This window comes from Halorubrum sp. Hd13 (assembly GCF_002252755.1).
Lineage (GTDB): Archaea > Halobacteriota > Halobacteria > Halobacteriales > Haloferacaceae > Halorubrum.
The window spans coordinates 1-25,232 of the sequence record NZ_NHOY01000124.1; the positions used below are offsets into that span (position 1 = coordinate 1).

At 67.3% G+C, this 25,232-nt stretch carries 21 protein-coding genes, 1 tRNA gene and 1 pseudogene; 9 read left to right on the top strand and 14 right to left on the bottom strand.

All coding sequences use genetic code 11. The features are described from left to right. Positions 1 to 238: pseudogene (locus DJ81_RS17780) on the top strand (SDR family NAD(P)-dependent oxidoreductase); the annotation flags it as partial. Positions 239 to 485: 247 nt separating this feature from the next. Beyond that, positions 486 to 1,784 carry an MFS transporter gene (locus DJ81_RS17785; RefSeq protein WP_094590907.1) on the top strand — a complete coding sequence of 433 codons (1,299 nt, stop codon included), beginning with the start codon at positions 486 to 488 and terminating at the stop codon, positions 1,782 to 1,784. Positions 1,785 to 1,845: 61 nt separating this feature from the next. Here the strand turns inward: DJ81_RS17785 and DJ81_RS17790 are convergent, their stop codons facing one another. The 4 genes from DJ81_RS17790 to thrS form a co-directional block, all read right to left on the bottom strand. Next, positions 1,846 to 2,568, bottom strand: coding sequence for a methyltransferase domain-containing protein (locus DJ81_RS17790; protein WP_094590909.1), 723 nt, complete (start codon positions 2,566 to 2,568; stop codon positions 1,846 to 1,848). Positions 2,569 to 2,742: 174 nt separating this feature from the next. Next, positions 2,743 to 3,852, bottom strand: coding sequence for a guanosine monophosphate reductase (locus DJ81_RS17795; protein ID WP_094590911.1), 1,110 nt, complete (start codon positions 3,850 to 3,852; stop codon positions 2,743 to 2,745). A 93-nt stretch (positions 3,853 to 3,945) separates the two neighbouring features. Beyond that, positions 3,946 to 5,106: an alanine--glyoxylate aminotransferase family protein gene (locus DJ81_RS17800; protein ID WP_094590913.1), complete on the bottom strand. Its 1,161-nt coding sequence runs from the start codon at positions 5,104 to 5,106 to the stop codon at positions 3,946 to 3,948. Between the two features lie 117 nt (positions 5,107 to 5,223). Then, positions 5,224 to 7,200, bottom strand: a complete 1,977-nt coding sequence (gene thrS / locus DJ81_RS17805; protein ID WP_170938363.1) for a threonine--tRNA ligase — start codon at positions 7,198 to 7,200, stop codon at positions 5,224 to 5,226. A 141-nt stretch (positions 7,201 to 7,341) separates the two neighbouring features. Between thrS and DJ81_RS17810 the strand changes: the two genes are divergently transcribed. Next, on the top strand, positions 7,342 to 8,322 hold the full coding sequence (locus tag DJ81_RS17810; protein ID WP_094590917.1) for a PLP-dependent cysteine synthase family protein: 981 nt from the start codon (positions 7,342 to 7,344) through the stop codon (positions 8,320 to 8,322). A 19-nt stretch (positions 8,323 to 8,341) separates the two neighbouring features. Here the strand turns inward: DJ81_RS17810 and DJ81_RS17815 are convergent, their stop codons facing one another. Both DJ81_RS17815 and DJ81_RS17820 read right to left on the bottom strand, forming a co-directional pair. Next, positions 8,342 to 8,764, bottom strand: a complete 423-nt coding sequence (locus DJ81_RS17815) for a CoA-binding protein (RefSeq protein ID WP_094590919.1) — start codon at positions 8,762 to 8,764, stop codon at positions 8,342 to 8,344. Between the two features lie 158 nt (positions 8,765 to 8,922). After that, positions 8,923 to 9,525 carry a recombinase RecA gene (locus DJ81_RS17820; RefSeq protein WP_094522784.1) on the bottom strand — a complete coding sequence of 201 codons (603 nt, stop codon included), beginning with the start codon at positions 9,523 to 9,525 and terminating at the stop codon, positions 8,923 to 8,925. Positions 9,526 to 9,734: 209 nt separating this feature from the next. Here DJ81_RS17820 and DJ81_RS17825 point away from each other — a divergent pair. Beyond that, positions 9,735 to 9,809, top strand: a tRNA-Arg gene (locus DJ81_RS17825). Between the two features lie 557 nt (positions 9,810 to 10,366). Here DJ81_RS17825 and DJ81_RS17835 read toward each other — a convergent pair. The 4 genes from DJ81_RS17835 to DJ81_RS17850 form a co-directional block, all read right to left on the bottom strand. After that, positions 10,367 to 10,864, bottom strand: a complete 498-nt coding sequence (locus DJ81_RS17835; RefSeq protein WP_094525845.1) for a hypothetical protein — start codon at positions 10,862 to 10,864, stop codon at positions 10,367 to 10,369. Between the two features lie 5 nt (positions 10,865 to 10,869). Further along, positions 10,870 to 11,637, bottom strand: coding sequence for a methyltransferase domain-containing protein (locus DJ81_RS17840; RefSeq protein WP_094590923.1), 768 nt, complete (start codon positions 11,635 to 11,637; stop codon positions 10,870 to 10,872). A 13-nt stretch (positions 11,638 to 11,650) separates the two neighbouring features. Continuing rightward, positions 11,651 to 12,256, bottom strand: a complete 606-nt coding sequence (locus tag DJ81_RS17845) for an OsmC family protein (RefSeq protein ID WP_094581308.1) — start codon at positions 12,254 to 12,256, stop codon at positions 11,651 to 11,653. Between the two features lie 237 nt (positions 12,257 to 12,493). Beyond that, positions 12,494 to 13,306 carry a winged helix-turn-helix domain-containing protein gene (locus DJ81_RS17850; RefSeq protein ID WP_094590925.1) on the bottom strand — a complete coding sequence of 271 codons (813 nt, stop codon included), beginning with the start codon at positions 13,304 to 13,306 and terminating at the stop codon, positions 12,494 to 12,496. A gap of 360 nt (positions 13,307 to 13,666) precedes the next feature. On the opposite strand from DJ81_RS17850, the gene DJ81_RS19850 reads away from it, so the two are divergent. Continuing rightward, a complete protein-coding gene (locus tag DJ81_RS19850; protein ID WP_254921573.1) occupies positions 13,667 to 13,792 on the top strand; it encodes a hypothetical protein in 126 nt (41 codons plus the stop codon). 810 nt (positions 13,793 to 14,602) lie between these two features. On the opposite strand, the gene DJ81_RS17860 is transcribed toward DJ81_RS19850, so the two are convergent. After that, the gene (locus DJ81_RS17860) at positions 14,603 to 15,433 is read right to left on the bottom strand and encodes an IS5 family transposase (protein ID WP_094590947.1); all 831 of its coding nucleotides are present in this window, start codon (positions 15,431 to 15,433) and stop codon (positions 14,603 to 14,605) included. Positions 15,434 to 16,304: 871 nt separating this feature from the next. On the opposite strand from DJ81_RS17860, the gene DJ81_RS17865 reads away from it, so the two are divergent. The 4 genes from DJ81_RS17865 (at position 16,305) to DJ81_RS17880 (ending at position 20,544) form a co-directional block, all read left to right on the top strand. Beyond that, positions 16,305 to 17,555, top strand: a complete 1,251-nt coding sequence (locus DJ81_RS17865) for a sodium:calcium antiporter (protein WP_170938364.1) — start codon at positions 16,305 to 16,307, stop codon at positions 17,553 to 17,555. Between the two features lie 126 nt (positions 17,556 to 17,681). Further along, entirely contained in the window at positions 17,682 to 18,989 is a 1,308-nt protein-coding gene (locus tag DJ81_RS17870; RefSeq protein WP_094590929.1) for an ABC transporter substrate-binding protein, read from the top strand. Further along, positions 18,986 to 19,765: an ABC transporter ATP-binding protein gene (locus DJ81_RS17875; protein ID WP_094590931.1), complete on the top strand. Its 780-nt coding sequence runs from the start codon at positions 18,986 to 18,988 to the stop codon at positions 19,763 to 19,765. The genes DJ81_RS17870 and DJ81_RS17875 overlap by 4 nt, the downstream gene beginning before the upstream one ends. After that, positions 19,762 to 20,544 (top strand): ABC transporter permease, encoded by a 783-nt coding sequence (locus DJ81_RS17880; protein WP_094590933.1) that lies wholly within the window; start codon positions 19,762 to 19,764, stop codon positions 20,542 to 20,544. Before DJ81_RS17875 ends, DJ81_RS17880 begins: the two co-directional genes overlap by 4 nt. A 41-nt stretch (positions 20,545 to 20,585) precedes the next feature. Here the strand turns inward: DJ81_RS17880 and DJ81_RS17885 are convergent, their stop codons facing one another. From DJ81_RS17885 to DJ81_RS17895, 3 genes are all read right to left on the bottom strand, one after another. Beyond that, entirely contained in the window at positions 20,586 to 21,416 is an 831-nt protein-coding gene (locus tag DJ81_RS17885) for an ABC transporter permease (protein WP_094590935.1), read from the bottom strand. Positions 21,417 to 21,529: 113 nt separating this feature from the next. Continuing rightward, positions 21,530 to 22,690, bottom strand: a complete 1,161-nt coding sequence (locus DJ81_RS17890) for an ABC transporter substrate-binding protein (protein ID WP_094590937.1) — start codon at positions 22,688 to 22,690, stop codon at positions 21,530 to 21,532. Between the two features lie 123 nt (positions 22,691 to 22,813). Then, positions 22,814 to 25,087 carry an AAA family ATPase gene (locus tag DJ81_RS17895; protein ID WP_094590939.1) on the bottom strand — a complete coding sequence of 758 codons (2,274 nt, stop codon included), beginning with the start codon at positions 25,085 to 25,087 and terminating at the stop codon, positions 22,814 to 22,816. Positions 25,088 to 25,232: the final 145 nt, after the last annotated feature.

Here is a 25,232-nt window from a genome sequence, read left to right on the forward strand (position 1 = left end):
CGTCGCGGCGCAGGTCGGCGACGAGGGGGTCGCCGTCTCCGTCGTGAACCCCTCCGAAGTGCGCACGGAGTTCGGCAGTGAGGACGGCGAGCCGTTCGAGGAGCGGTTCGAACCCGGCACGGTGACTGAGCCCGAGGAGGTGGCCGAGGCGATCGCCTTCGCGGCCACGCGCGAGGGGTCGTCGGCACAGGAGATCGACCTCTTCCGGCGGGACAAGTTCGGCGACGCGCTGTCGTAGAGCGGCCGGGACAAGTTCGGCGACGGTCCGGTCTCGGTCGTCGTCGGGAGTGTCGATCGGTGCGCCACACTCCGGACAGGAGTCGTCGACCCGCGTTACCGCGAGGTCACACTCGAGGCAGAACCGACGGTCGCAGGCGGGGTCGCCCACGCCGGGAGAACGCTGTGGCCGATTCATAACTCCGTCGACGATCCGGCCACGTCCGTCGGATCGAAACCCACTTTGACCGCCTGCGCGCCGATCCGGTGTGAACAACGCGGACGCCGGGAACGGGGCGATCCGATCACAGTTCTGGGCGCTCTACCTCACGCGGTTCGCCGAGGGGTTCGGCTTCATCACCCTGATCACGCTTCTCGGGCCGTACATCAACGCGCTCGACCCGCAGGCGACGACGGCGCTGGGCGTCTCCATCTCCGCCGGGTTCATCATCGGGATGTACACTACGGGGTTCACGCTCGCACAGACCGTCGCCGTGGTCCCGCTGGCGTGGGCCGGCGATCGGTTCGACAAGCGGACGGTCCTGCTCGTCGTCCTCGGCGTCGGCGCCGGCGTCTACGCTCTGTTCCCGCTCGTCGACTCCTCCGCCTCGTTCATCCTCGTCCGGGCCCTGCAGGGACTCGTCGTCACCGGGGCGGGACTGATGACGCTGTCGCTGGTCGGCCAGATCGCTGACGTCGGGACGCGAGCGGACAAGATCGGCAAAGCGAACGCCGCCTCCTTCGCCGCCTCGATCGCCGGGTCGCTGTCGGCGGGCGCGATCTACGACGCGCTCGGCTTCGGCCCGATCTTCGCGATCATCTCCGGGCTGATGGTCGTCGGGTGGGTCGTCACGTGGCTCGTCTTGGACGACGACGACACCAGGGTGGAGGGGTTCCCCTTCTCGGAGCTCGCGGTCAACCGGAAGATCCTCACGATCACGGGGTTCCGCGCGCAGTACGCCTTCGCCGTCACCATGGTCCGGACCTGGGTGCCGATCTACGCCGGGACGTCGATGACCGGCGGCGGCCTCGGCGTCGCGGGCGTCGCCATCGCGGTGACGGTCACCGCCGAGAAGGCGACCAACATGGTGGGCCAGCTGTTCACCGGTCGGCTCTCGGACGCCTACGGTCGCTCGCTGTTCGTCTTCACCGGGGGCGGCGCGTACGGCCTGATCGCGATGGTGATCCCGTTCTCCGCCGCAATCGGGACCGCGCTCGGGGCCGACGTGACGCTGCCGGTCCTCGGAGAGTTGCCGCCGGCGTACCTGCCCCTCGTCGCCTTCTCGGGACTGCTCGGCGTCGCCGACTCCTTCCGCGAGCCGGCCAGCATGGCGCTGTTCGCCGACGAAGGGACCGACGACGGCGGCGTCGCCTCCAGCTTCGGGATCCGCGAGCTCGTCTGGCGGCCCGGCTCCGTGGCGGGACCCCTCATCGCCGGCTGGCTGATGGTCGAGGTGAGCATGGCGTCCGTCTTCCGCGTCGGCGGCGCGTTCGCGGTCACCGGCGTGTTGACCTTCCTCGTGCTCCTCGCACGCGATCACGGACGCGCGGCGCTGACGGCGTGGTAGCGGACCGCGACAGCGACGCGATGGCAGACGGCGACGGCAACGCGGGGGGTCTTTCCAGTTCCTACCGCTTCCGCAGCGCGGCGCGGTAGTGGTACCCGTTCTCGTCGTCGCCGCGGGCGACCTCGTCGACCGCCCAGTCCGTCCCGACCGCGGCCTCGCAGAGGCGCGCGGGACTGAACAGCCGAAGCTGGAGGATCGGGTTCGTTTCGCCCTCGTACTCGAAGAACATGACCCGGTGTGCGAGCCCCGGCGTCGGGTCGTCTCGGTAGCCGACGAGGTCGGCGGTCGCCGGGTGAGTCGGGTCGTAACAGTCGACGACGGCGGTCGCGTCCGGCGTCGTCACGTACGACAGGTCGCCGAGGAACTCGGTGAGTCCCCGCATCGATCCCGCGAGCCCGACCTGGGTCCCGTTCGCGAGCGCCGAGCCAAACCGGTCGCGCGGGAACGCCTCGCGCAGCGCGAACATGTCGCCCTCGCGGGCGTCCTCGACGCCGCGCTCCCGCATCGTCTCGACCAGCGCGGGGCTCGGCTCGATCGCCACCGTCTCGAACCGCTCTTGGAAGTACAGCGCGTGTCGCCCGGTCCCGGCGCCGAGGTCGACGAGCGGACCCCGCAGGCGGGACGCCAGCCACTCGTGGGCCGGGTCCTCGCTCGGGTCGAAGTCGGCGAAGTAGAACGCCTCGATCGGGTGTTCGACCGTCTCCTCGCCGTCCCGGTGCAGGAGGGGCTCGTCCCGTTCGCCGCGGAAGTGGTCTCGGATCGCGCGGCCGAAGGCGTCCGTCATGCGTCGAGAGTGCGGGGTCACCGTGAAAAGTCGCTCGCGAGTGAGTCAGACAGACGCATGGCCCCCACGCGTCCCTCGATCGGCGACTCAGTCGTCGGTCGGGCGTCTCCGGCGACTCAGTCGTCGGTCGGGCGTCTCCGGTCATTCAGTCGTCGGTCGGGCGTCTCCCGCGATTCAGTCGTCGCTTTCGGCCGGCCTCTCGTCGGTCGCGTCGCCGACCCGCTGCGTCTCGCTGTCGACGCTGATCCCCTCCCAGTCGTCGTCGGTGTGGAACCCCTCGCGCTCCTTGGCGCCGGGCGCGACGCGGATGAACTCGGCCTCGGTGCGGGCGCGCCCGATCGTGTGCCCGCCGCAGTACGACAGCCCCGAGCGGATCCCCTGACAGAACTCCTCGGCGACGGCCGCGACCGGCCCCTTGTACGGCGTCAGCGCTTCGACCCCCTCGTCGGCGACCACGTCGGTCCCCTTGTCGTCGCGGTCCTCGGCGGCGGCGGTCGTCGCCATCCCCCGCGAGCGCTTGTACCGCGTGCCGTCGACCTCGACGACCGCGCCGGGCGCCTCCGTCGTCCCGGCGAAGAGGCTCCCGAGCATCACGGTGTCGGCGCCCGCCATCAGCGCCTTCACCGCGTCGCCGGAGGTGCGGATCCCGCCGTCGGCGCAGATCGTCGCGTCCAGGTCCTCCGCCGCCGTCGCGCAGTCGTCGACGGCGGTGAGCTGCGGGACCCCGGCGCCCGCGACCTTCCGCGTGGTGCAGTGCGAGCCGGGGCCGATCCCGACCTTCACGCAGTCCGCGCCGGCGGCCGCGAGGTCCGCGACGCCCGCGGGCGTCGCGACGTTGCCGGCGACGAGGTCCGTCTCCGGGAACTCATCGGCGATCGCCTCGACCGCCGCGATCGTGCGTTCGAGGTGCCCGTGCGCGACGTCCACGACGACGGCGTCCACGTCGGCCGCGACCAGCGCGGCGCTCCGGGCCACGTAGTCCTCGTTGATCCCCACGGCCGCGGCGACCCGCTCGCCCGCGGCGGCGACGCGTTCGACCTGTGCCGCCTGTTCGTCGACGGTGAGAAACCGGTGAAGCACGCCGAGTCCGCCGGCGCGAGACAGCTCGATCGCCAGCTCCGCCTCGGTGACGGTGTCCATCGCCGCCGAGACGAGCGGCGTCTCCAGTTCGAGGCTCGGCGTGAACGGCGTCGAGAGGTCCACGTCGCTCCGGCTGTCGACCGGCGACCGCTGCGGGACGAGCAGCACGTCCCCGTAGCTCAGTCCGGTTCGTAGATCGTTCATCCCCTACCAAGGAGAGGGACCCGTATTAATAAACCCCGCGCTGGCGAGTCGGGTGTGGGCCGGAGCGAGCGGGTGCGGCGCGCTCCCGACCGCTCAGAACCCCTGCTCGGCCAGCGCGTCCGCCAGCGCCGCCAGCACGTACTCGACGTTCTTCCGGCGAGCGGAGTGACCCATACAGCCGATCCGCCAGATGTCGCCTTCGAGGTCGCCGAGCCCGGAGGCGATCTCGAGGTCGTACTCCGCGAGGAGGCGGTCGATGACGACGTCGTCGTCGACGCCGTCCGGGACGCGCACGGCGTTCAGGCTCGGCAGCCAGTACTCCTCGGCGGCGTTCATCTCAAGTCCGAGGTCCCGCAGGCCGGCCTTCAGCTCGCCGGCGACGTCGCGGTGGCGGGCCCACCGTTCCTCGATCCCCTCCTCGGCGACGAGTCGGAGCGCCTCGCGGAGCGCGTACACGTTCGTGATCGGCGCGGTGTGGTGGTACGCGCGGTCCTCCCCCCAGTACCCCTCCAGCAGCGAGAGGTCGAGGTACCACGAGCGGGCCGGCTCGTCGCGCGAGAGCACCTTCTCCATCGCCCGGTCGTTCAGGGTGAGCGGGCTCGCGCCGGGCGGACAGGAGAGGCACTTCTGCGGGCCGGAGTAGGCGGCGTCGACGTCCCACTCGTCGACGCGCATCTCGACGCCACCGAGCGAGGTGACGCAGTCCGCGATCACGTACGCGTCGTGGGCGTGCGCGATATCGGTCAGCGCGGGCACGTCCGGCTGGCGGACGCCGGTCGACGTCTCGGCGTGGACGAAGCCGAAGACGTCCGGCTGGTGCTCGTCGAACGCGCGCTCCACGTCGACCGGATCAAGGGGCTCGCCCCACGGCGCGTCGACCTCGACGACGTCGCCGCCCGCGCGCTCGGCCATCGACCGCATCCGCCCGCCGAAGTAGCCGTTCGTGGGCACCAGCATCGTGTCGCCCGGCTCGACGAGGTTCCCGATCGCGGCCTCCATCGACGCCGACCCCGTCCCCGAGACCGGGATCGTCCACTTGTTGTCGGTCCGGAAGGTGTACCGGAGCAGTTCCTGGACCTCGTCCATGATCTCGACGAACGAGGGGTCGAGGTGACCGACGAGCGGCGTGCTCATCGCCTTCAGCACCCGCGGGTGAACGTCGCTCGGACCCGGCCCCATCAGCGTGCGATCGGGCGGCGTCAGCTCCCCGACGTCGGGCGGCCGTTCGTCGACCGTCGGAACCTGATTCGACATACGCGACAAAGGAATCGGCGGCGATAAAAACGCGACGGAACGCGCAAGCCGGTCGGGAGCCGAATCGCGCCCGTGCGAGGGTATCGCGCGACCCGCCTCAGTATCGCGCGACCCGCCTCAGTCGTCGTCGACGAAGTCCGGCTCGGTCCGCTTCTCGTCGCGCTCCGCGACGAGGTGGTCGACGAAGGCGTCGAGTTCGACCTCGCCGCGCTGGTTCTCGAAGCGGTCGCGCACGGAGACGGTCCCGGACCCCTCCTCGTCGTCGCCGACGATGACCATGTACGGGAGCCGGTCGTCGTGGCCCGCCCGGATCTTGCGGCCGACGGTCCAGTCGCGGTCCTCGACCTCGACGCGGAAGCCGGCGTCTTCGAGCTCGTTTTTCACGCGGTGCGCGTAGCCGAGCGTCCCGTCGGAGACGGGCAGGATGCGGACCTGTTCGGGCGCGAGCCACAGCGGGAAGTCGCCGTCGAAGTGCTCGATGAGCACCATGAAGAAGCGCTCGTAGCTCCCGTACAGCGCGCGGTGGATCATCACCGGCTGGTGGTCCTCGTTGTCCTCGCCGGTGTAGGTCAGGTCGAACCGGTCGGGCATGTTGAAGTCGAGCTGGACGGTGGGGCCGTCCCAGACGCGGCCGAGGGCGTCCTCGAAGCCGAAGTCGATCTTCGGGCCATAGAAGGCGCCGTCGCCCGGCTCGACGTCGTAGTCGTAGCCGCCGGACTCCAGCACGTCGCGGAGCTGCTCCTCGGCCGACTCCCAGATCTCGTCGCCGCCGACGGACTTGTCTGGGCGGGTCGCCAGCGCGACCTCGACGTCCAGGTCCAGCGTCTCCACGACCTCGAAGATCATCTCGATGACGGACTCGATCTCCTGGCGGATCTGGTCCGGACGGACGAACAGGTGCCCGTCGTCGATGGTGAACGACCAGACGCGCGAGAGCCCGGAGAGCTCGCCGCGCTGCTCTTTCCGGTACACCTTCCCGTTCTCGAAGTAGCGCTGCGGGAGGTCGCGGTACGACCACGACTGCTGGTCGAAGATAGTCGCGTGACCCGGGCAGTTCATCGGCTTGAGCCCGTACTCCTCGTCGTTGACGTCGAGGAGGAACATGTCGTCCTTGTAGTTCTCGTAGTGTCCGGACTGCTTCCACAGCTCCGTCCGGAACACGTGGGGGGTCTCGACCTCCTCGTAGCCGTTCTCGCGGTTGAGCTCGTTGGCGAAGTTCGAGAGCTCGCGGAGCACGGTCTTCCCCGGCGGGTGATACAGCGGGAGCCCCGGCCCGGTCACCGTCGGGATCGAGAAGAGGTTCATCTCCTGACCGATCTTCCGGTGGTCGCGCTCTAACGCCTCCTCGCGCAGTTCCAGGTGCTCCTCGAGGTCGGACTCGGACGCGAACGCGGTCCCGTACACGCGGGTGAGCGTGTCGTTCTCCTCGTCGCCGCGCCAGTAGGCGGCGGAGACCTCCAGTAAGGCCGCCGCGCCGATCTCGCCGGTCGACTCCACGTGCGGGCCCTGACAGAGGTCCTGCCAGTCGTCCTGCACGTAGAAGGTGACCTCCTCGTCGTCGGCTTCCTCCTCCAAGATCTGTCGCTTGTACTCGTTGTCGGCGTAGATCTCCGTGGCCTCCTCGCGGGACCGGACCTCGCGCTCGATGTCGTAGTCGGCCTCGATGATCGCCTCCATCTCGTCCTCGATGGCGTCGAGGTCGTCCTCGTCGAGGTCGACGTCGGTCACGTCGTAGTAGAACCCGTCGTCGGTCGGGGGGCCGATGGTGAGCGTCGCCTCGGGGTGGAGCCGCTGAAGGGCCTGCGCGAAGACGTGGGCGGCGGAGTGGCGCAGCACGGTGAGGTACTCGTCGGACTGGTCGGTGACGATCTCGATCCGCGCGCCGTCGTGGACCTCGGCGTACTTCTCGACGAGTTCGCCGTCGATCTTCCCCGCCACGGTGTCGCGACCGAGCCCGGGGCCGATCTCGAAGGCGACATCCTCGACTGTCGCCCCCGCCGGAACGTCCAGCTCTGATCCGTCCGGAAGGACGACCGTCACGTCGGCCTGCGCATCGGTCTCGCTCATACCTCTTCGGAACCGGACGAGGGGCATAAGTTTGTTCGATCCCCGGCACGCCGTCACTCACCGGCACGCCGCCACTCACCGGCACGCCGTCACTCACCGGCACGGCGTCGCACCCTGACCGACGCGCTCATGGAAACACGCAAAAGGGGCGGCAACGATCTCGGGAACATGACGACCCATCGGGAGCCCCTGTCGTCGGTGTTGGAGACGATCGGGGAGACGCCGCTCGTCCGGGTGCACGACTCGCCGGACGCGGTGCCGGTGTACGCGAAGCTGGAGTCGTTCAACCCCGGCGCGAGCGTCAAAGACCGGATCGGGAAGCACATGCTCGAACGCATGCTCGAGCGCGGCGACGTCGGGGAGGGCGGCACCGTCGTCGAGCCGACCGCCGGCAACACCGGGATCGGGCTGGCGGTCGCGGCGAAACAGCTCGGGCTGAACGCGGTGTTCGTCGTCCCCGAGCGGTTCTCCGTCGAGAAACAGCAGCTCATGCGCGCGCTCGGCGCGGAGGTCGTCAACACCCCGAGCGAGGACGGGATGGGGTTCGCGATCGATCGCGCACACGCCATCGCGGAGGAGCTCGACGAAGCGGTCGTCCCCCAGCAGTTCTCGAACCCGCTCAACGCCGAGGCCCACTACGAGACGACCGCCCCCGAGATCGACGAGGCGCTGGACGGCGAGGTGGGCGCCGTCGTCGCCGGCTGCGGCACGGGCGGGACGCTGATGGGAATGGCCCGCTACTTCCGCGAGCGCGACCCCGGCACGCACGTCGTCGCGGTCGAGCCCGCCGGCTCCGCGTACCGCGAGTTCCTCGGCGAGGAGGTCGAGCACGAGGAGTACAAGACCGAGGGGATCGGCACCCACGACATCGACCGCAACGAGCTTTTCGACCCGGACGTCGTCGACGACATCGTCACCGTCCCCGACCGCGAGGTCCACGAGGAGATGGGCCGACTCGCGGCCGAAGAGGGACAGCTCGTCGCCTCCTCCGCCGCGGCGAACGCCATCGCGGCCAAGCGGGTCGCCCGCGACATCCGCGACGGCGCGATCGACGCGCCCCACGACACGGTGGCCACCGTCTTCTGCGACTCCTCCGAGCGCTACCTCTCGAAGGGCGTGTACCGCTCGTTCGAGGAGTGGGAGGGCTAGTCGCGACTCGGTCCGGGCCCTATCCGCGGAGGCGGCCGTGTTCGATCTTCATACAGCGGTCCTGTACCACGGTTATCCCGTCGGCCTCCGCGGCCGCGGCCGCCTCGTCGTGGGTGATCCCGAGCTGGAGCCAAGCCGCGCCCGCGTCGCCGCGCGCCGCGTGTCGCTCGCGCACCGCGTCGAGGATCTCGGACACTTCCTCGCTCGGGCGGAACACGTTCACGATGTCTATCTCGGCGTCGACGTCCGCGAGCTCGTCGTGCGCCGGCTCACCGAGGACCTCGTCGGCGAACGGGTTCACCGGAACGATTCGATAGCCGTGCCGCTGGAGGTACGCCGGCACGTCGTGAGCCGCCTTGCCGGTGGTCGTGGAACAGCCGACGACGGCGATCGTGTCGGCGTCGAGCAGTCGGTCGAGTCCCTCGTCGTCGGTGACGGGCATAGCTTAGCGTTCGCAGCGGCGGCGATTAAATCCATCACTCGAACTCGATGGCCGGCGGAGCGATCGAGGCCACAGCGATCGAGGCCGTAGCGATCGAGCCCGGCCCGGCCGGAGTCGGGGAGGTCGAAACGAGAAGAAGAGGTATCGAACCGGCTGATTCAGGCCAGCCGAATCTCGGGCTCGCCGTCCTCGGAGAGCGTGATGACGCCGTCGAAGAGCTGTTTGAGGGTGTTCATCGCCTGGTCGTCGTGGGAGGTCGAGTCGATGCTGAACAGCCCGAGTCCGTTCACGCTCTGGATGCGCCCGGTGAACACGTGAAGGAACCGAAACACCGTCTGGAGGTCCGAGTACATCAGCAGCGTCGACAGCGAGTGGACCATCACGCGGTTCTCTTCGATGCCGCGGTCGCCGAACGCCTGCAGGAACTCCGAGAGCTTGATCCCGATTCCCGTCATATCCACCGGCGAGGAGGCGTACTTGATCCGATCCGACTCGCGGGCGTCGCTGACGCCTTGTTGGCGCGTGACGCAGTCGACGACGGCGACCGGCTTTCCCCCGTAGGGCGTCCGCTTCTCGTATTCTTTCAGGACGCGGTCGGCGCCGTCCTTCGTGGTCACGACGATCGCGCCGTCGCCGCGGTCGGTCCCGGCGGCCAACACGTCCATCATCATGGACCGCTTGCCGGTCAGCGGCGGGCCGGTGAGGAGGAGGTTCGTCCCGGGGTCGACCTCCTCGTCGAAGTGCGGCCTCAGATCATACATGGGCGCACCTCGACGACGGGAGCGAACCGGGCCACTCATTCGGCTGGCAGGCCGGACGACCAAGACACATCTACTAAGAGATACATACCCAGTCCCGATAATATTCTTTTTGATCGCTCGCGGTCACGAACCCGAGAGCCGTCGATGACGACTATCCGACGCTTCCGAACCGCGGGACTTAAAACGTCTAACGAGATAGCAAACGGTACGGGCGCTTAGCTCAGTCTGGATAGAGTGCTTGGCTTCGGACCAAGCTGTCGCGGGTTCAAATCCTGCAGCGCCCATGATTTGAGGCGAAATAATCGCCAGACAGCGCGGCAATTATCGGTCGAACGGTCTAGACCTTGCTTTCGTTCGATGGGCGATTGGGCGAGTGGATGTCACCGGGATTCGCGTACAGCCAAACTGGCCACATTTAAAAAAACTAATCGCCGATTGACGAGTGGCCGTAGTTTTGCTTGTGAGCACAGAAACTAGACGGTAGATGTGGTTTCACACCCACTCGTGTTCTTCCCACCTTTCGTAATAGACGGTTCACAAGTAGATTGTGGCCACGTTTCCCCGTGGGACGAGGTTCTGATGACACAGGTTCTTACGAACGCATCAGAAGTCTATGGGGTGTCACAGTTCATTGTCATTGACACTTCCCCGCCTGCCGTTCTCCGAACGGATGGTTTCGATCGCTCGGATACCCCAGTGGACTGTTACACCGATGCCGACGACGGCGAGTAGATGAACGATCACCCGAAACAGGTACTCCCCAAGGGTCAACCCCTGACCAGTGTGCAGTACGACGCCCGATATTAAACTCATAAATGAAGGCAGGGCTCGGTGAAATCAGCTACGTAGTCTGAACTCCTCGGTACGACAGTACGACCCCGACGATGAAGATAATCGTCGCCAGGTAGATCGGTCCGAGATGCGTCACCCAATCGTGAGCGAACGCATCTCCCGTCCAATGCATCGGTAACGCGAGCGCCAGGCCGACGACGGCACTGACGATCGCCGTCGCCCACGCCCAGGTGCGCCCCTGGCGCACGCCGTACCACGAGAGGCCCGCGACGGCGATGCCCGTTGAGATGATGAACGCAGCGGTGGCCACGTGGAGGTGACTGATGTAGTACGCCACCGTCGGATCGAGATCGGCGGCCGTCATCCCGGCCAGCGTACTGACTCCGAGTTCAAATCCACTCCCCACAAAGTTCAGCACGAGAAACACGACACCGTAGCCGACGAACGCGATTCCGGCGAGAGCCATCAGCGCCGCCCCCTTCCGGACCTGCGACTCGAACTGGACCTGTTCTCCCTGTTCGTCTGTGACTGATTTTTCTGTCGCCATACTGATCACTTCATTGCCCCGACCGTGACGCTCTTGACACCGTACTTCTCGCACGCGTTGGCCGCCCGATCAGAGAGGAATTCGTACTGTGTGTTCTCTCGGATCTCCGTCACTGAGAAGCCAGCAGCTTCGATGAACGTCGTGTAGCTGTCGATCTGTTCGGCACCACCGATACAGGCAGCCCACAGGTCCGCGTCGGACTTGATGCTCTCGGGCATCTGTTGTTCGCTGATGATGTCGGACAGAGCCAGCTGCCCACCCGGTTTGAGCACCCGGTTCGCCTCCTCGAAGACCGTTCTCTTCTCGGCGGAAAGGTTGATTACGCCGTTCGAGACCACCGCGTCGAACGATGCGTCCTCGAACGGGAGGTCCTCGATATACCCTTCGCGGAAGGTGACGTTGTGGAAGCCGTTGTCCGCTGCGAGGTCGTTGGCCTTCTCGACTTGCTCTGTGGTCATATCGATGCCCGTTACTGCACCCGTCTCAGTTACGTGTAGCCCGGCGACGAAGGCGTCCATCCCCGAGCCACTGCCGAGGTCAAGCACGTCCGCACCTGATTCAAGCGCTGCCAAGTCGAAGTAGTAGCCGACACCCGCGAACGAGTCGATCGCCGCGTCCGGAACGTAGTCAAGGTCGTCGGGGTCGTACCCGAGGCGGACGGCGAGATCGCGCCCCGTCTCGAAGTGGAACTCGGCGTCGGCGGACTCCGAGACATCCTGATATATCGACTTGACCTCGCGTTCGAGTTTGTCCGTGTCGAGTGATTCGCTCATTGGTTGTCACCGGTTAGTCGTCTCCGGCCACCTCGGCGGGCGAAGCGACGGCCATTTCGACGTCCTGAGCGAGCGAGACGAGCGTGTAGACGGGTGCCCGCCGTGCCCACTCGTCGATCTGGTCTTGATCAAGGTCCTCGCCGTCTATCTCAATTTCGGCGGTTAGGTTCTCGAACGCCGAGTCGGCCTCTTTGAGTTCCTTGAGGCTGAACAGCACCGCTGGATCGAAATCGGTCCGGACACGCGTCTGGAGGTGGTCGATGTCCACGTCATTGGCGGCGGCGTTGATCGTGATGCCGACGTTGATACAGGCGGCCAGCGCCGACAGCGCCGCTTCAATTGGCTCCATCCGGTCGGTCGCTCCGATCCATCCTCCCGCCTCCAACACTTCTTTCCAGCCCCCGTAGGGAATCGTGTATTCGCGCGTATCACGAGCGACCGTCTCTCCCCCGAGCTCGTAGCTATCGATCTTTGCCAAGCTGTGGGCGGCCGTCCCCTCGTAGGTTGCTGACGCTTCGAGGCCGAGCTGGACAGCTTCGGGGTCGTCAGCTGCGTGTTCGGCGAACCCTTCGAGTGTTTCGAGGTCGATGCCGTGCGAGGTGTGCTGGTCGTCGGTCATGTGGGTCACCTCCCTGCCAGCGACGATACGACGGCAAAGATACTGTAGTTAATTTGTGATAGTCCGCCAGGAACTGCTGGCCTGGCAGTCGCTGCAAAATCATCACCCTCTGCGACCCGAGGACGGTCGGGACCGAACGCCTCCCCGGTCAACTCTAGGACGAACCCTTGGAACGAGCCGAGATTACAGCAGCCTACGCACCGATCAGTTTCAGTAATGAAATCGGTAATCTCCATTCTACGGGGGTTCGACTGGCTGAGCCTCTGACGCGTACGTGTCGCACACCGACTGTGCCCACTCACGGATAGCCGCTACGTCGGTGTCGATCAACACGTGGACCGTCCCACTGTCCTGTTCGTAACAGCTGATGGCGGCACGCTCATCGAGAAGACCAGTTCCACATGGAGGGAGGGAATCGTGCTCCAGAACGGTGAAATTGTCCTGTTGCATCATTTCTACGCTTCGCTCCGGGTACGTCGAAAGAAAGTACGTATGACTCTCCGGTCGAGCCACCAAGACCACGTCAACCCCCTCATCGATCAGTTGAACGAGAACCTCAAAGCACGGCTCCATCAAAGCAATTTCAGGGCGAACTAATCGAAGATCGTTCGTCTCTTTGAGAAGCGACTCGAATCGGTCGATCGGGCGGTACGGTGAATCGGGTTCGGCAACAGTGATGGTCATCGCGTCCCACGTCTCGATGGGAAACTCGCTGACCTCCTCAGGAAGCCAGTGCCAGACGTCACGCAATTTTCGTTCTGTTTCGACCTGTTCGATCAGGTCCTGCATTGCTGAAGCTATCGCTTCACCGAGCCGGGTCGCTGTATACTGGTAGCCGTCTTTGCGGATCCAGACCCGGTCTTCGAACTCATCCAGTGTCCGCCGTATCGTGGAGGAGGAGACACCGGCCAACTCACAGAGTTCAGAGCGACTCCGGGGACGCTCTGTCAGCGCGACGAGTGTCGGAACGCGGTGTTCGGACCGCGCTAGATACGCGATGTCACTAATTGGTGACTCCGCATTTTGATGTGGTATGCTATCGTGACCCATAAATCAAGTACGTATACGAGCCTGAAAACGATTTACCCCACCTACACAACGATCGATAATAGAGTAGCCGAGTCATTTGCTGTGTTTGTCGAGGCAGCTAATTCGGGTGACTCTGCGCTATGTATCTCTCATCTGGTCACAGGACAGCATGTTAAGTGTCAAATTCTGGTCACACAAACTCTCCAATTCGGCCGCCTCACGTCTGAAAGGTCGATTCGTTCGGCGGTCGAACCGGAGCCTGCAGCGCCCATGTACTTTTTCACCGCGAACACTCGGGTAGCAAGGCGTTTTTCGGCCGATTTAGCCTCCGTTTGGCACCGGCACAACCGTTATGAGTGGCGGAGATGAATCAAATCCCGCATGCGAACCTCGACGATCGTCATCGTAGTGGGCGTGGTCGTGTTCGCTCTCCCGCTTCCGGGAACGTTCATCCTCGGCGGGATACTCGTGCTCGCGGGTGTCGTCGCGCGCTTGCTGGGCGCGTGAGAGCCACGGGAGAATTGAATGCAATTCGTCCGGCTCGCCCTTCTCTTCCTCTCTGCGAGGACCCGTGACTCCCGGAGTCGCGCGTCTCGGGTGAGCCCGTGTCTCGGGTGAGCCGGCGTCTCAGTCGACGGTCCGCGAGCGCAGTCTCCGAGCCACCGGGACCCGACCGCTCTCGCCCGGGTCCCCCTCGGCCGTGCGAGTTCGAAACGCGCTCCGGTGAAACCCGCAGAATCCGGGATGGGTGACGGACGGACTCCGACGTACGTATTACGATATCGACACGACTATGCGAGCCGGATGCGGCCCGAGACATCCGTTCGAACGGGGGCGCAACTCAGTATCCGCCTCCGTCATCGAAACAGCGACCGCATTTCGTAGCGTTCGTGACGAGACCGTCGGTGGACACTCGACGAAGGTGATCGGCTGCGACGTTGTACGTGACCCCACAAGGGGTTTCGACTGTTGATGCGCCGGGCACCCGTTTGTGAACCGTGTTCGTCACTTCGTTTAGTATCCGTTCCATGTGATCAATACGCATGCAATATGCATAACGCGTTCACTTGGTGGATCAGGGTTCGTAACCCCGTCTAACTGCTGTTCGGAACGGAAGGGCTCGCGTCCGACAAACGGAACGGGCCTGTGCCTCCCGGGCGGCGCGAGCGCTCCGCGCCGACGGGCGGTCCACCGAGAGGAACGAGCCGTCGCCGACGTAGCGGCCCGACGTTCGACGTCTATATCGTCGCCCCGGAGGCAACTCCGTCGGTGTTACCGAAGGCCAGGGCCTTGTTTAGACGCTCGAATTCACGTGGTTCAGGCGGTGAGAGACTGCTCGATGTTTCTGATGGCGGCCTTTAGGACGATCTCTCGAAACTGACCAAACCACGTTCTGGCTTTAATCGTCGAGCCGAATCGTTTGCGCAGCGCGAAAAATATCGATTCAACGATAGATCGTCGATGGTACGTTTCATCATCAATCCGAGCATTGTGAGCGGCATCAAGCGAGTAGAATTCACGGTGCTTGATCACCGGTCTGATGCCTTCTTCACGCAGCATATGACGGATTTCGTCCCAGTCAAAGCCTTTGTCGGCGACTACAGTTCCTAGCTGTTCGAGATTTCTCGTGAGGACTTGCCACGCGATCTGTGTGTCGTGTGGAAGGTTCTTTGAGCAGTGAACGTCGAGGATTGCTCTCGTCGAGCAATCCACGAGAAGCGTGGTTTTAACCGACTCAAACGTGCCTTTGACACGCTTCGCGTAGTTGTGGCTGGACGAACGATGAGCGAGACTGGTGGAGTCGATGGCCTGAATCTCTCCAGTATCAAATAGATTCACAGACAGCCGCAACAGCACTCGCCAGACGCGCATCTTCAGCGCTTGCTTCCGAGCACAAACCGTGGTGAAGTCCGGCAACTCCTCGACCGACAGCCCGAGTTTCTCCACGATATCAGGCATTTCACGGAGGATATCGAGGAGTCGGCGGTACGGAAGGTCGAGGTATTCGCGGAGTCCGTGGAGAGTGATGATCACCCAGTCAGCGTAGCCACCTCCCCCTTTCTTGACAGGCTGATTTCCGTCACTCCCGACAGCTTTTTGAGACAAAGCCACACATCGGTCGGTGAAGCGGGCGAGTTTCGAAGGCACATCGAACTCTGCTCGCTTCACTTCCTCGAAATCACGCCGTTCAGGCAATATTCTTAGCGTCTAAACACAGCCGAAGGCCAGTGTTCCGTGCCACACGGCCAAAATACCGATTCAGTATACTACCTTGGTATATTATGTATTCAGATTAAATCGAAGTAGCGATCCGGTCGCGACTGGATACGCGAATCCGGTCCGCGAAGCGTGACGGATGAATATTAATTAAGCTGATAAAAATTCGATAGCGTCTCCCTCATTGAGATCACGAATCGCCTTGATGCACGGAGATGCAGGCCGCACACTGCCGTCAATCTCGAATTAAAGTATAGTGATACGTACGGATCGAGTCGACGAGACCGAGACCGTCGGCCGGGCCTTCGCGACGATCGGCGACGAACACTACGCAGATGGCGCGACCTCACCCGTTAGTCGTGCGACCTCGTTCGTCGATGACCCGATACTGTCCGTCTACGGGGCGGTTCCGCATCGGCGATCCCCTGCGAAACCGGTCATCGATGTGGGGAACGACGCGGAGATCGGTATGCGGATAAACACATACGTCAAAATATACTATCTAGGAATTACCATATATAATAAATAACTAGGGTACGGAAGTTAAAACCGCCCATGAGCGGTTCGGATCGGTCGCTATCGCACTGGCGCTGTTCGTCTAAACGGCGCGTCGGATCGGATTCGCGGATCTATCCGATCCGTCGCACTCTTTCTGACGCTTCGTCGAGCGGCGATCGCCGGTCTGCCAGCATCAGTGGGACGCACGCCGAACGAATCCGATCGGAATCACGTGTACAGTCGTTCAACGGAATTCGATACATGACTCCGTATTTTCATATCCGATCCCGACGTGTCGACGGCCATGAACGGCTCTCGGCTGGTCGTCGCCTCGCTCGTGGTCGCGGTGCTCTTGGCGGTCCCGGTCGCTCCCGCGGCCGCACAGGAGGGGGGCGAAGCGGCGGAGGAGTCGGGTGAAGGCGGTATCGAAGGACAGATCGAGGGCTTCGTCGAGGAGCTCGGAGCGGCGGAGGAGTCGGGTGAAGGCGGTATCGAAGGACAGATCGAGGGCTTCGTCGAGGAGCTCGGAGCGGCGGGCGCCGTGGCCGTGCTCGTCGCCGGTGGCGTCGTACTGACCGTCTGTGTCGAGAAGCTGATAAGTTACCTCACCCGGGCGGCGCTGGGGTTGCGAGTGTCGCTGTTCACCCTCGCGATCATCTTCACCGGGATCGAGTTCGACGACGCGGTCCTCGCGCTCGTGTTGTCCGCGGGCGACCTCGAGGGAGTCGCGCTCGGAACGGCGCTCGGCACGGGGCTGGCGATCCTCGGCTTCACGCTGGCGCTCGCCGCGATCGTCAGGCCGTTCCCGGTCGACCTCCCGACGGACTACGTCGTCCTCTTCGCGCTGGGTCCGATACTGCTGGTCCCGTTCGTACTCGCGGGGACCCTGACGACCGTCCACGGGGTGGTGCTCCTCGGCTTCTTCCTCCTGGCGTTCGGGTACATCGTCCTCCGCGAGCGCCAGCGCGACACGCCGGTGTTTCGCAACACCGAGCTCGGCGAATCGATCAGGGCCGACGGCGGGGTCGCAGCGCCGCGGGCCCTCTCGGAGATTCCGGAAGACCGGCTCGTCGGCGGTCGGTCCGCGTCCGGGTGGCCGTGGATGGCGCTCGCCGTCCTCGCGCTGGCCGGGATCGTGTTCGCGTCGATGCTGCTCGAGGCCGGTTCGGAGGTCGTCGTGGAGGGGTTCGGCCTCGAACAGACCGTCTTCGGCGCCACCGTACTGACGGCGATCCTGACGTTCGAGGACGTCATGCTCACGATCGAGCCGGTGCGGCGGGGCGTCCCGGAGATCGGCGTGGGGAACGTCATCGGGAGCGTCCTCTTCTCGGTGACCGGCAACGTCGGCGTCATCATGCTGCTCAGCGACCTCGAGATCTCTCGGTCGGTCCTGACGTTCCACCTCCCGTCGGTGGTCCTCGTCACGACGCTGGCGGCGTACTTCCTCTACTCGGGAGAGCTGAAGCGCTGGCACGGGGTCGTCCTCGGCGGGCTCTACGCCGTGTACTGGGTGGTCGCGATCCTCGTCTTCGGCGGCGTTCCGATCGGCGGGTGACCGGCGGCGTTCCGATCGGCGGCTGATCGGTGGGAATTCGATCGGTTCGGCCCGCCCCCGAAGACGCGGGCGCCCGCCGGTCGCCGAGGCGAGCATTTTTATCTCGCTTCGACGCATACGTGAACGATGGACACGGTTGAACACTGGGTGCTCGACGGCGACGACCGCGCGCTCGTCGAGCGACTCGCGGCGGGGCTCGGCCGCGACGCGGCGCGCGTGCTGGCGTACCTCCTCCTGCGCCGCGACCACGACCGGATCGAGCGGGCGCGAGCGACGACGATGGCGATCCGCATCGGGACGGGGCTGGGGGAGAAGGCCGTCGGCGACGCCGTCTCGAAGCTCGAAGCGCGGGACTTAGTCGAGCGAGCGACCGTCGACTCGTCCGGCGGGGGACGGCCGCCGAACGCGTGGCGACCCGTCAGCGGCCGACGGAAGAGCCTCGACCGCGTGTACCGCACCCACTCTGCAGCCCTCCTCGAGCGGGGGGCCGCGGTCGCGGACGTCGAACCGGGACCGACGGAGGGGTCCGACCCCTTGGTCGGACCGGACGACGGCTCGGCGATCGAACGCGACCGCGGGGTCGTCGTCGCGCTCAACTGGCGCCCGAACGCGCTCCACCTCCCGCTGTACGCCGCCCTCGAAGAGGGGGCGTACGAGCGACGGGGGCTCGACGCGAGGGTCACCGCCCATCGCGGCTCGCACCGGGCGCTCGAAGCGGTGCTCGACGGGGACGCCGACGTCGCGCTCGTCGGTGCCGGATCGGTCGTCCGGGCGCTGGCCGCGGGCCTCCCGGTCGTGCCCTTGGCCGTGGTCCACCAGCGGACCGCGACGGTGCTGTACACGGTCCGCGACCGCTTCGGCGAGCCGTTCGAGAGCGTTGACCAACTGCGCGGACGGCGGATCCTCACGACCGCGGGCTCGGAGACGTGTCTGCTCGCGAGGCTGTTCCTCTCGCAGGCCGACCTGCTCCGCGACGTCGAACTCGTCGACGCCGACGGCGAGGAGCGCGGCGGGCTGATCGCGGGCGACGCCGACGTGGCGACGGGGTCGTTCGCCGACCCGCTCGAACTGGAAGCGGACGACCGGACGGTCGACGTCCTCTCGATCGGCGACCACTTCCCGATATACGGGCTCACGCTCGTCGGTCCGGCGGCCCCGCTCCGGCGGACCGACGACCCCTGGCGACAGTTCCTCGCGGGGACCGCGGCGGGCTGGGTGGCCGCGCGGACCGACCCCGGCCCGGCGGCCGCGGCCGTGGCCGCGGAGACGGACGACTCCGCGAGCGCCGTGAGCGAGCGCTTCGCGCGCGGGGTCGAGTCGTTCGGGACGGGCGACGCGGTGAGAGACGAGGGGTGGGGGTGGCACGGGCGGTCGACGTGGGACCGGCTGGAAGTCGCGCTGGAACAGGGCGACCTGCTCGGTGAGGGCCCGTGATCGAGATCGACGGCGTGACCGTCGCGTTCGACGACGTGCGGGCGGTCGAAGACGTCGATCTGACGGTCGATGACGGGGAGTTCCTCACGGTGGTCGGCCCGTCCGGCTGCGGGAAGACCACGCTGCTGCGGACCGTCGGGGGGCTCCAGGAGCCGACCGCGGGTCGCGTCCGCGTGAACGGGCGGACGACGGACGCGGCGCGAGCGAACGCGGAGATCGGGTACGTGTTCCAACAGCACACGCTGCTCCCGTGGAAGTCGGCCGTCGAGAACGTCGCGTTCCTCCGTGAGATGGCCGGGAAACCCGCCGACAGAGAGGGGGCGAGACGGCTCCTCCGTGAGGTCGGGCTGGAGGGGTTCGAGAGCGCTCGCCCGGCGGCGCTGTCCGGGGGGATGAAACAGCGTGTCGCCATCGCCCGGGCGATCCACCTCGGGGCGGAGATCCTGCTCATGGACGAGCCGTTCGGCGAGCTCGACGAGATAACGCGGGAGCGGCTCGGCGTCGAGATCCGCGGGCTCTGGCGGGCCGAGCGGAAGACGGTCGTGTTCGTCACCCACAGCGTCCCGGAGGCCGTCTTCTTGGCCGACCGCTGCGTCGTCATGGAGAGCGACCCGGGGCGGATCGTCGAGACGTTCGACGTCGATCTGCCGCGGCCCCGGACGGACGAGGCGTACAGCAGCGACGCGTTCCAGGAACAGGTCGCGGCGGTCCGGGCCGTGTTACACGAGGACCGCTCGAACCCCTCGACGGCCGGGACGACGCTCACGGAAGTATGAACGGACGCGTCGGCGAGCCCGGGTCGCCGGTTTCGGTGGCCGACGTGGCCCTCCCGCTCGGCGGGCTCGCGGTAGCGACCGCCGCCTGGTGGGCCCTCGTCGCCGCGGCGGACGTCCCCCCGTATCTCCTCCCGCCGCCGGACGCCGTCGCCGCGGTGCTCCTCGGCAATCCCGGGCTGTTCGTCCGGAACGCCGCCGCGACCGCGCGGAAGATCGCGATCGGCGGCGGCGTCGGGATCGCGGCCGGGCTCGCCCTCGCGGTGTCGATCTCGCGCCTGCGGTGGCTCCGGCGAGCGGTCTACCCGTACCTCGTCACCGTGCGGGTGCTCCCGAAGATCGCGATCGCCCCGCTGCTGCTGATATACGTCGGCACCGGCATGACGACCGCGGTCGTTTTCATCGGACTCATCGCGTTCTTCCCGATGGTGTTGAGCACGGCGGCGGGGTTCGAACGCGTCCCGGCCGAACAGCGGGACCTGCTCCGCTCGGTCGACGCCGGCTCGCTGGACGCGTTCCTGCGGCTCGAACTGCCGTACGCCGTCCCGGACCTGTTCGCCGGGCTCAAGCAGTCGGTGACGCTCGCCGTCATCGGGGCCGTCGTCGCCGAGTGGATCGTCGCCGACAGCGGGCTCGGGTTCCTCGTCCTCCTCGCCTCGGAGAACGTCCAAGTGGATCTCATGCTCGCCGCCCTGGTGGTGCTCGTCGCGCTCGGACTCGCGCTGTACGGGCTGATCGCCGTCGCGCAGCGCCGGCTCGTCTGGACGCCGACCGCCGACTGAGCGGCCGGGGGACGGCTCGGCCGGAGGCAGGGAGCGCGGACTCACTCGGTCCAGACCGCACGTTCGAGGAGGACTGGAACGAGGTAGAAGGCGACGCCGAGCGCCGACAGCGCGACCAGCGCGGCGTACGTCTCCGCGGTCCGGAGGCGCTCCGCGGTCACGAACACGCGGTAGCCGATCCCGGCCCTGAGCGTGACGAACTCGGCGACGACGGCCCCGACGATCGACAGCGTCGCCGCGAGCTTGAGCCCGGCGAACACGCTCGGCGCGGCCGCGGGGACGCGCACCCGGAGGAACACGGCCGGCTTCGACGCGTCGACGGAGCGCGCGAGCGCGAGGTACCGCTCCGGCGTCGACCGGAGCCCGTCCAGCGTCGCGACGGTCATCGGGAACAGCGCCAGCGTCGCGACCAGCGCCGCGCGGGCGGGAATCCCTCGGCCGAACCAGAGGAAGACGAGCGGGGCGATCGCGATCAGCGGCGCGATGCGGAGCGCGATGACGTACGGTAAGGCGATCCGGGCGGCCGTCCGCGAGTAGGTCATCGCGAACGCGAGGAGGGCGCCGACGGCGCAGCCGGCGAGCAGGCCCGTCGCCGCGGTCGCGCCCGTCACGGCGGCGTCGGCGAACAGCGTGGCGCCGCGGGCGACGAGCGCGTCTGCGACGGCCGCGGGCGGCGGCAGGATGATCGCCGGGATCCCGATCGCGACGACCGTTCCGTGCCACGCGAGGACGAGCGCGACGAACAGCAGCACCGGCGGGGCGACGCGCTTCGCCGCCGCGAGGAGCCGGGTCCGGACCCGACGCGCTCGACGCCCGGGGCTCCGACGGACGGAGGGCGTCCGCGACTCTCGCGTGCGCTCGCGCTCGGCCATCGCTCACCGCACCTCCCCGACGGAGCCGTCGCTCGCCGCCTCTCCGTGGACGCTCGGCGCCCCTCGGTCGCCGCTCGGCGCCGGTCCGCCTGCCCGGGGGGAGGGGACGGGAGTCACTGGTCGACGAGGTCGGCGTAGTCGGCGACGTGTTCGTCGTCGGTGTCGATGTGCTCGTTCGTCCAGACCGCGTCGGGGTCGACCGAGCCGTCGAAGAAGTCCGCGGCGTCCAGCGTCTCGTAGGTCCGCTGCCACGGCTCCGGCTCGCTCCACCCCCATCCCTCCTCGCGGACGGCCTCCGAGAGCATGTACTCGGAGCGCATCAGGTCCCACTTGTCGCGCTGGTTCTCGCGGACCTCCGCGAGTTCGCCCTGCGCGTCGACGAGCGCGTCGATCGCCCCCTCCGGATTCCGGTCGGCCCACACCGCGCCGCGGGCGGTCGCCCGGAGGAACGCGGCCACGGTCTCCGGGTTCTCCTCGGCGAACGACTCCCCGACGGTGAGCACGTGGCCGTAGGACGGGACGGCGTCGTGCACCGAGAGCACGTCGACCTCGGCGCCCTGGTGGCGCGCGTCGACGACGTCGCCGAAGACGCCGCCCGCCGCGTCGATCTCCCCGGCGAGGAGCCGCTGTACCGTGTCGTACCCGGTGTCGACGTACTCCACGTCGGTGACGCCGGCGGCGTCGAAGTACCCGCGCACCATCTGGCGGACCATCCCGGGACCGCTCCCCACCGTCGCGCCCGACAGCTGCGACGGGTCCGTCAGCTCCTCGCCGAACCGCTCCCGGGACGAGAAGACGACGACCGGGCTCCGCTGCATCACGACCCCCACGGCCAGCGGGGAGAGGTCCCCGGCGTTGACGCCGAGGACCTGGTCGCTGCTGGAGACGCCGAACTCGGTGTTACCGAGCGCGACCTGCTGGGCCGAGAAGTCGGACCCCTCGCCGCTCTCTATCGTGACCGACTCGAACCCCTCCTCCTCGTAGAACCCCTGCGACTGCGCGGCGAAGTACGGCGCGTGGAGACCGCTTATCCGCCAGTTGAGCAGCAGCGACGGGCTCTCGACGGCGGGGGCGCTATCGGTCCCGCCGTCGTCGTCGCCGTCGCTGCCGCTCCCCCCGTCGCCGCCGTCAGTGGAGTTGCCGTCACCGTCACCGTCCCCGTTCCCGCTCCCGTTTCCGCCGTCGACGCCGCCGTCGCCGCCGAAGCGGCCGGTACACCCCGATACCGCTGCCGTCCCGACTGTAGCGAGAACCGCTCGTCTGGTTCGGATCATCCCGTTTGGGGGCATGTGAATGAATATACATAATGGTTTTCCGTAAACATTTATACCAGACCGGGTTCGGCGGCTCCGTGAGCGGCGCGGACTGACCGGTGACCCGCCCGCGCGAGACCGCGGTCAGCCGCTCTCGTCGGCGTCGAGGCGACCCGCGAGCGAGCCCGTCTCGTCGTCAGCGGGCGGTTCGGCCGCCGAGCCCGCCTCGCCGTCAGCGGGCGGTTCCGTGTCCGCGTCGCTCGGGGCGACCGCGTCGAGCGCCCGTTTGAAGTGGTCGCCGGTGATCCGGATCCCGTCGGCGTCGACGTCGTCGCCGCGGACGTACTCCCGCACGGCCTCGGCCGCGGCCTCGCGACAGACCGCCTCGATGTCCGCGCCGACGTACCCCTCGGTCCGGTCGGCGAGGGCGTCGACGTCGACGTCGTCCGCGAGGGGTCGACCGCGGCAGTGGACCGAGAGGATCTCCCGCCGCGCCGCCGCGTCCGGTCGGGGGACGCGGAGGTGCCGCTCGATCCGGCCGGCGCGCAGCAGCGCGTCGTCGATCAGGTCCTTCCGGTTGGTCGTGGCGACGACGACGACGTCCTCCATCTGCTCTAACCCGTCGAGCTCGGTGAGGAGCTGCGAGACGACGCGCTCGCCGACGTTCGCGTCGGTCGACCCGCCGCGCTCGGCCGCGATCGCGTCGATCTCGTCGAAGAAGACGACCGTCGGCGCGTTCTGTCTGGCCTTCGAGAACACCTCGCGGACGCCCTTCTCCGACTCGCCGACGTACTTGTCCAGCAGCTCGGGCCCCTTCACCGAGACGAAGTTCGACCGGCTCTCGTTGGCGACCGCCTTCGCGAGGAGGGTCTTCCCCGTCCCGGGCGGACCGTACAGGAGGATCCCGCGGTCGGGAGCGAGCGAGACGCGCTCGAACGCCTCCGGGTGTTCGAGCGGCCACTGCACGGTCTCGCGGAGCCGCTCTTTCACCGCCTCGAGCCCGCCCACGTCGTCCCAGGTGACGTCCGGGACCTCGACGCTGATCGCTCGCAGCGCCGACGGCTCGACCTCCCGCAGCGCGGTCTTGAAGTCGTCGTCGGTGACCGCGATCGACGCGGTGGCCTCCGGAGGCGCCGACGCCGGATCGTCGGCGAGATCGGGCCACACGCGACGGATCGCGTTCATCGAGGCCTCCGTCACCAGGTTCTCCAAGTCCGCGCCGACGAACCCGTGGGTGTTCTCCGCGTAGGCGCCGAGGTCCACCTCGTCGCTCACGCGGAGGTCCCGCGTGTGCACGTCGAGGATCTCCTCTCGGCCGTCCCGGTCGGGAACGCCGATCTCGATCTCGCGGTCGAACCGGCCCGGGCGCCTGAGCGCCGGGTCGATCGCGTCGACCCGGTTCGTCGTGCCGATCACCACGACGGGGTCGCCCTCGCCCAGGTCGTCCAGCAGCGAGAGCAGCTGGCCGATGAGCCGACCGTTCGCCTCCCCGCCGCGGGCCCGGTCGCCGGCGACGGCGTCGAGCTCGTCGAGGAGCAGAACCGACGGGGCCTCAGCCGTCGCCTCCTCGAAGGCGTCGCGGAGCCGCTCCTCGCTTTCCCCCCGGTACTTCGAGGTCACGTCGGGGGCGCGGAGCCGCACGACGTGGGCGTCCAGCTCGTTCGCCACGGCGTTCGAGAGGAGCGTCTTCCCCGCGCCGGAGGGCCCGTGTAACAGCACGCCGGTCGGCGGGTTCGCGCCGAGCTCCCGGAACAGCGACGGGTTCCGCATGGGGAGTTCGACCGTCTCACGCAGCCGTCGAACGGCCGCGTCGAGGCCGCCGACGTCGTCGTACGTCGCGCGGCCCTCGGGTTCCGCCGCCGGGAGCTCGACGTCCGTCGCGGGTTCCTCGGAGATCCCCAACCGCGTCCCCTCCCGCACGAGGACCGGGCCCGACGGGCTCGTCTCCGCGATCTTCACGGGGACCGTTCGCTCCGGCGCACCGGGGACGGAGTCGAGGCCGAGCGCGACGGGGACGACCTGTCCGGCCGTCAGGACCCGGTCGACGAGCGCGTCGCGGAAGGAGAGCCCGAGCGCGTCGTCGACGTCGACCGCCTCCGGCAGCGCGACGACCGCCTCGTCCGCGTCGCGCGCGACGGCGGGACGGACCGCGACGGAGTCGTCGACGCCGGCACCGAGGGACCGCCGCGTCCAGTGGGACGCCCGCACGGTCCCGTCGTCGTCGGGATCGGCGGGCCAGGCGCGCGCGGCGACCGATCCCCGCGGCCCCTCGAGGACGACGACGTCGCCCCGACTCGCTCCGAGCGACCCCATCGCGTCCGGTCCGATCCGCACCACGCCGTCGTCGTCGTCCGCGTCGCCCGGCGCCGACGCGACGCGGAGGGTCGCTTCGGGCCGTCGATCGTGGTCAGTAGACATGGTGGTTCTCGTCGGGACGACGGCGGGGAGCGTAATGAAACCGTGGGGCGCCGCGCCGACCGCGGGAGGAACGGGTCGACCGACCCCGACGAGCCGGGTCCGACCGGTCCGACGGGCTCGACCGACCGATCGGGACCGACGCTCC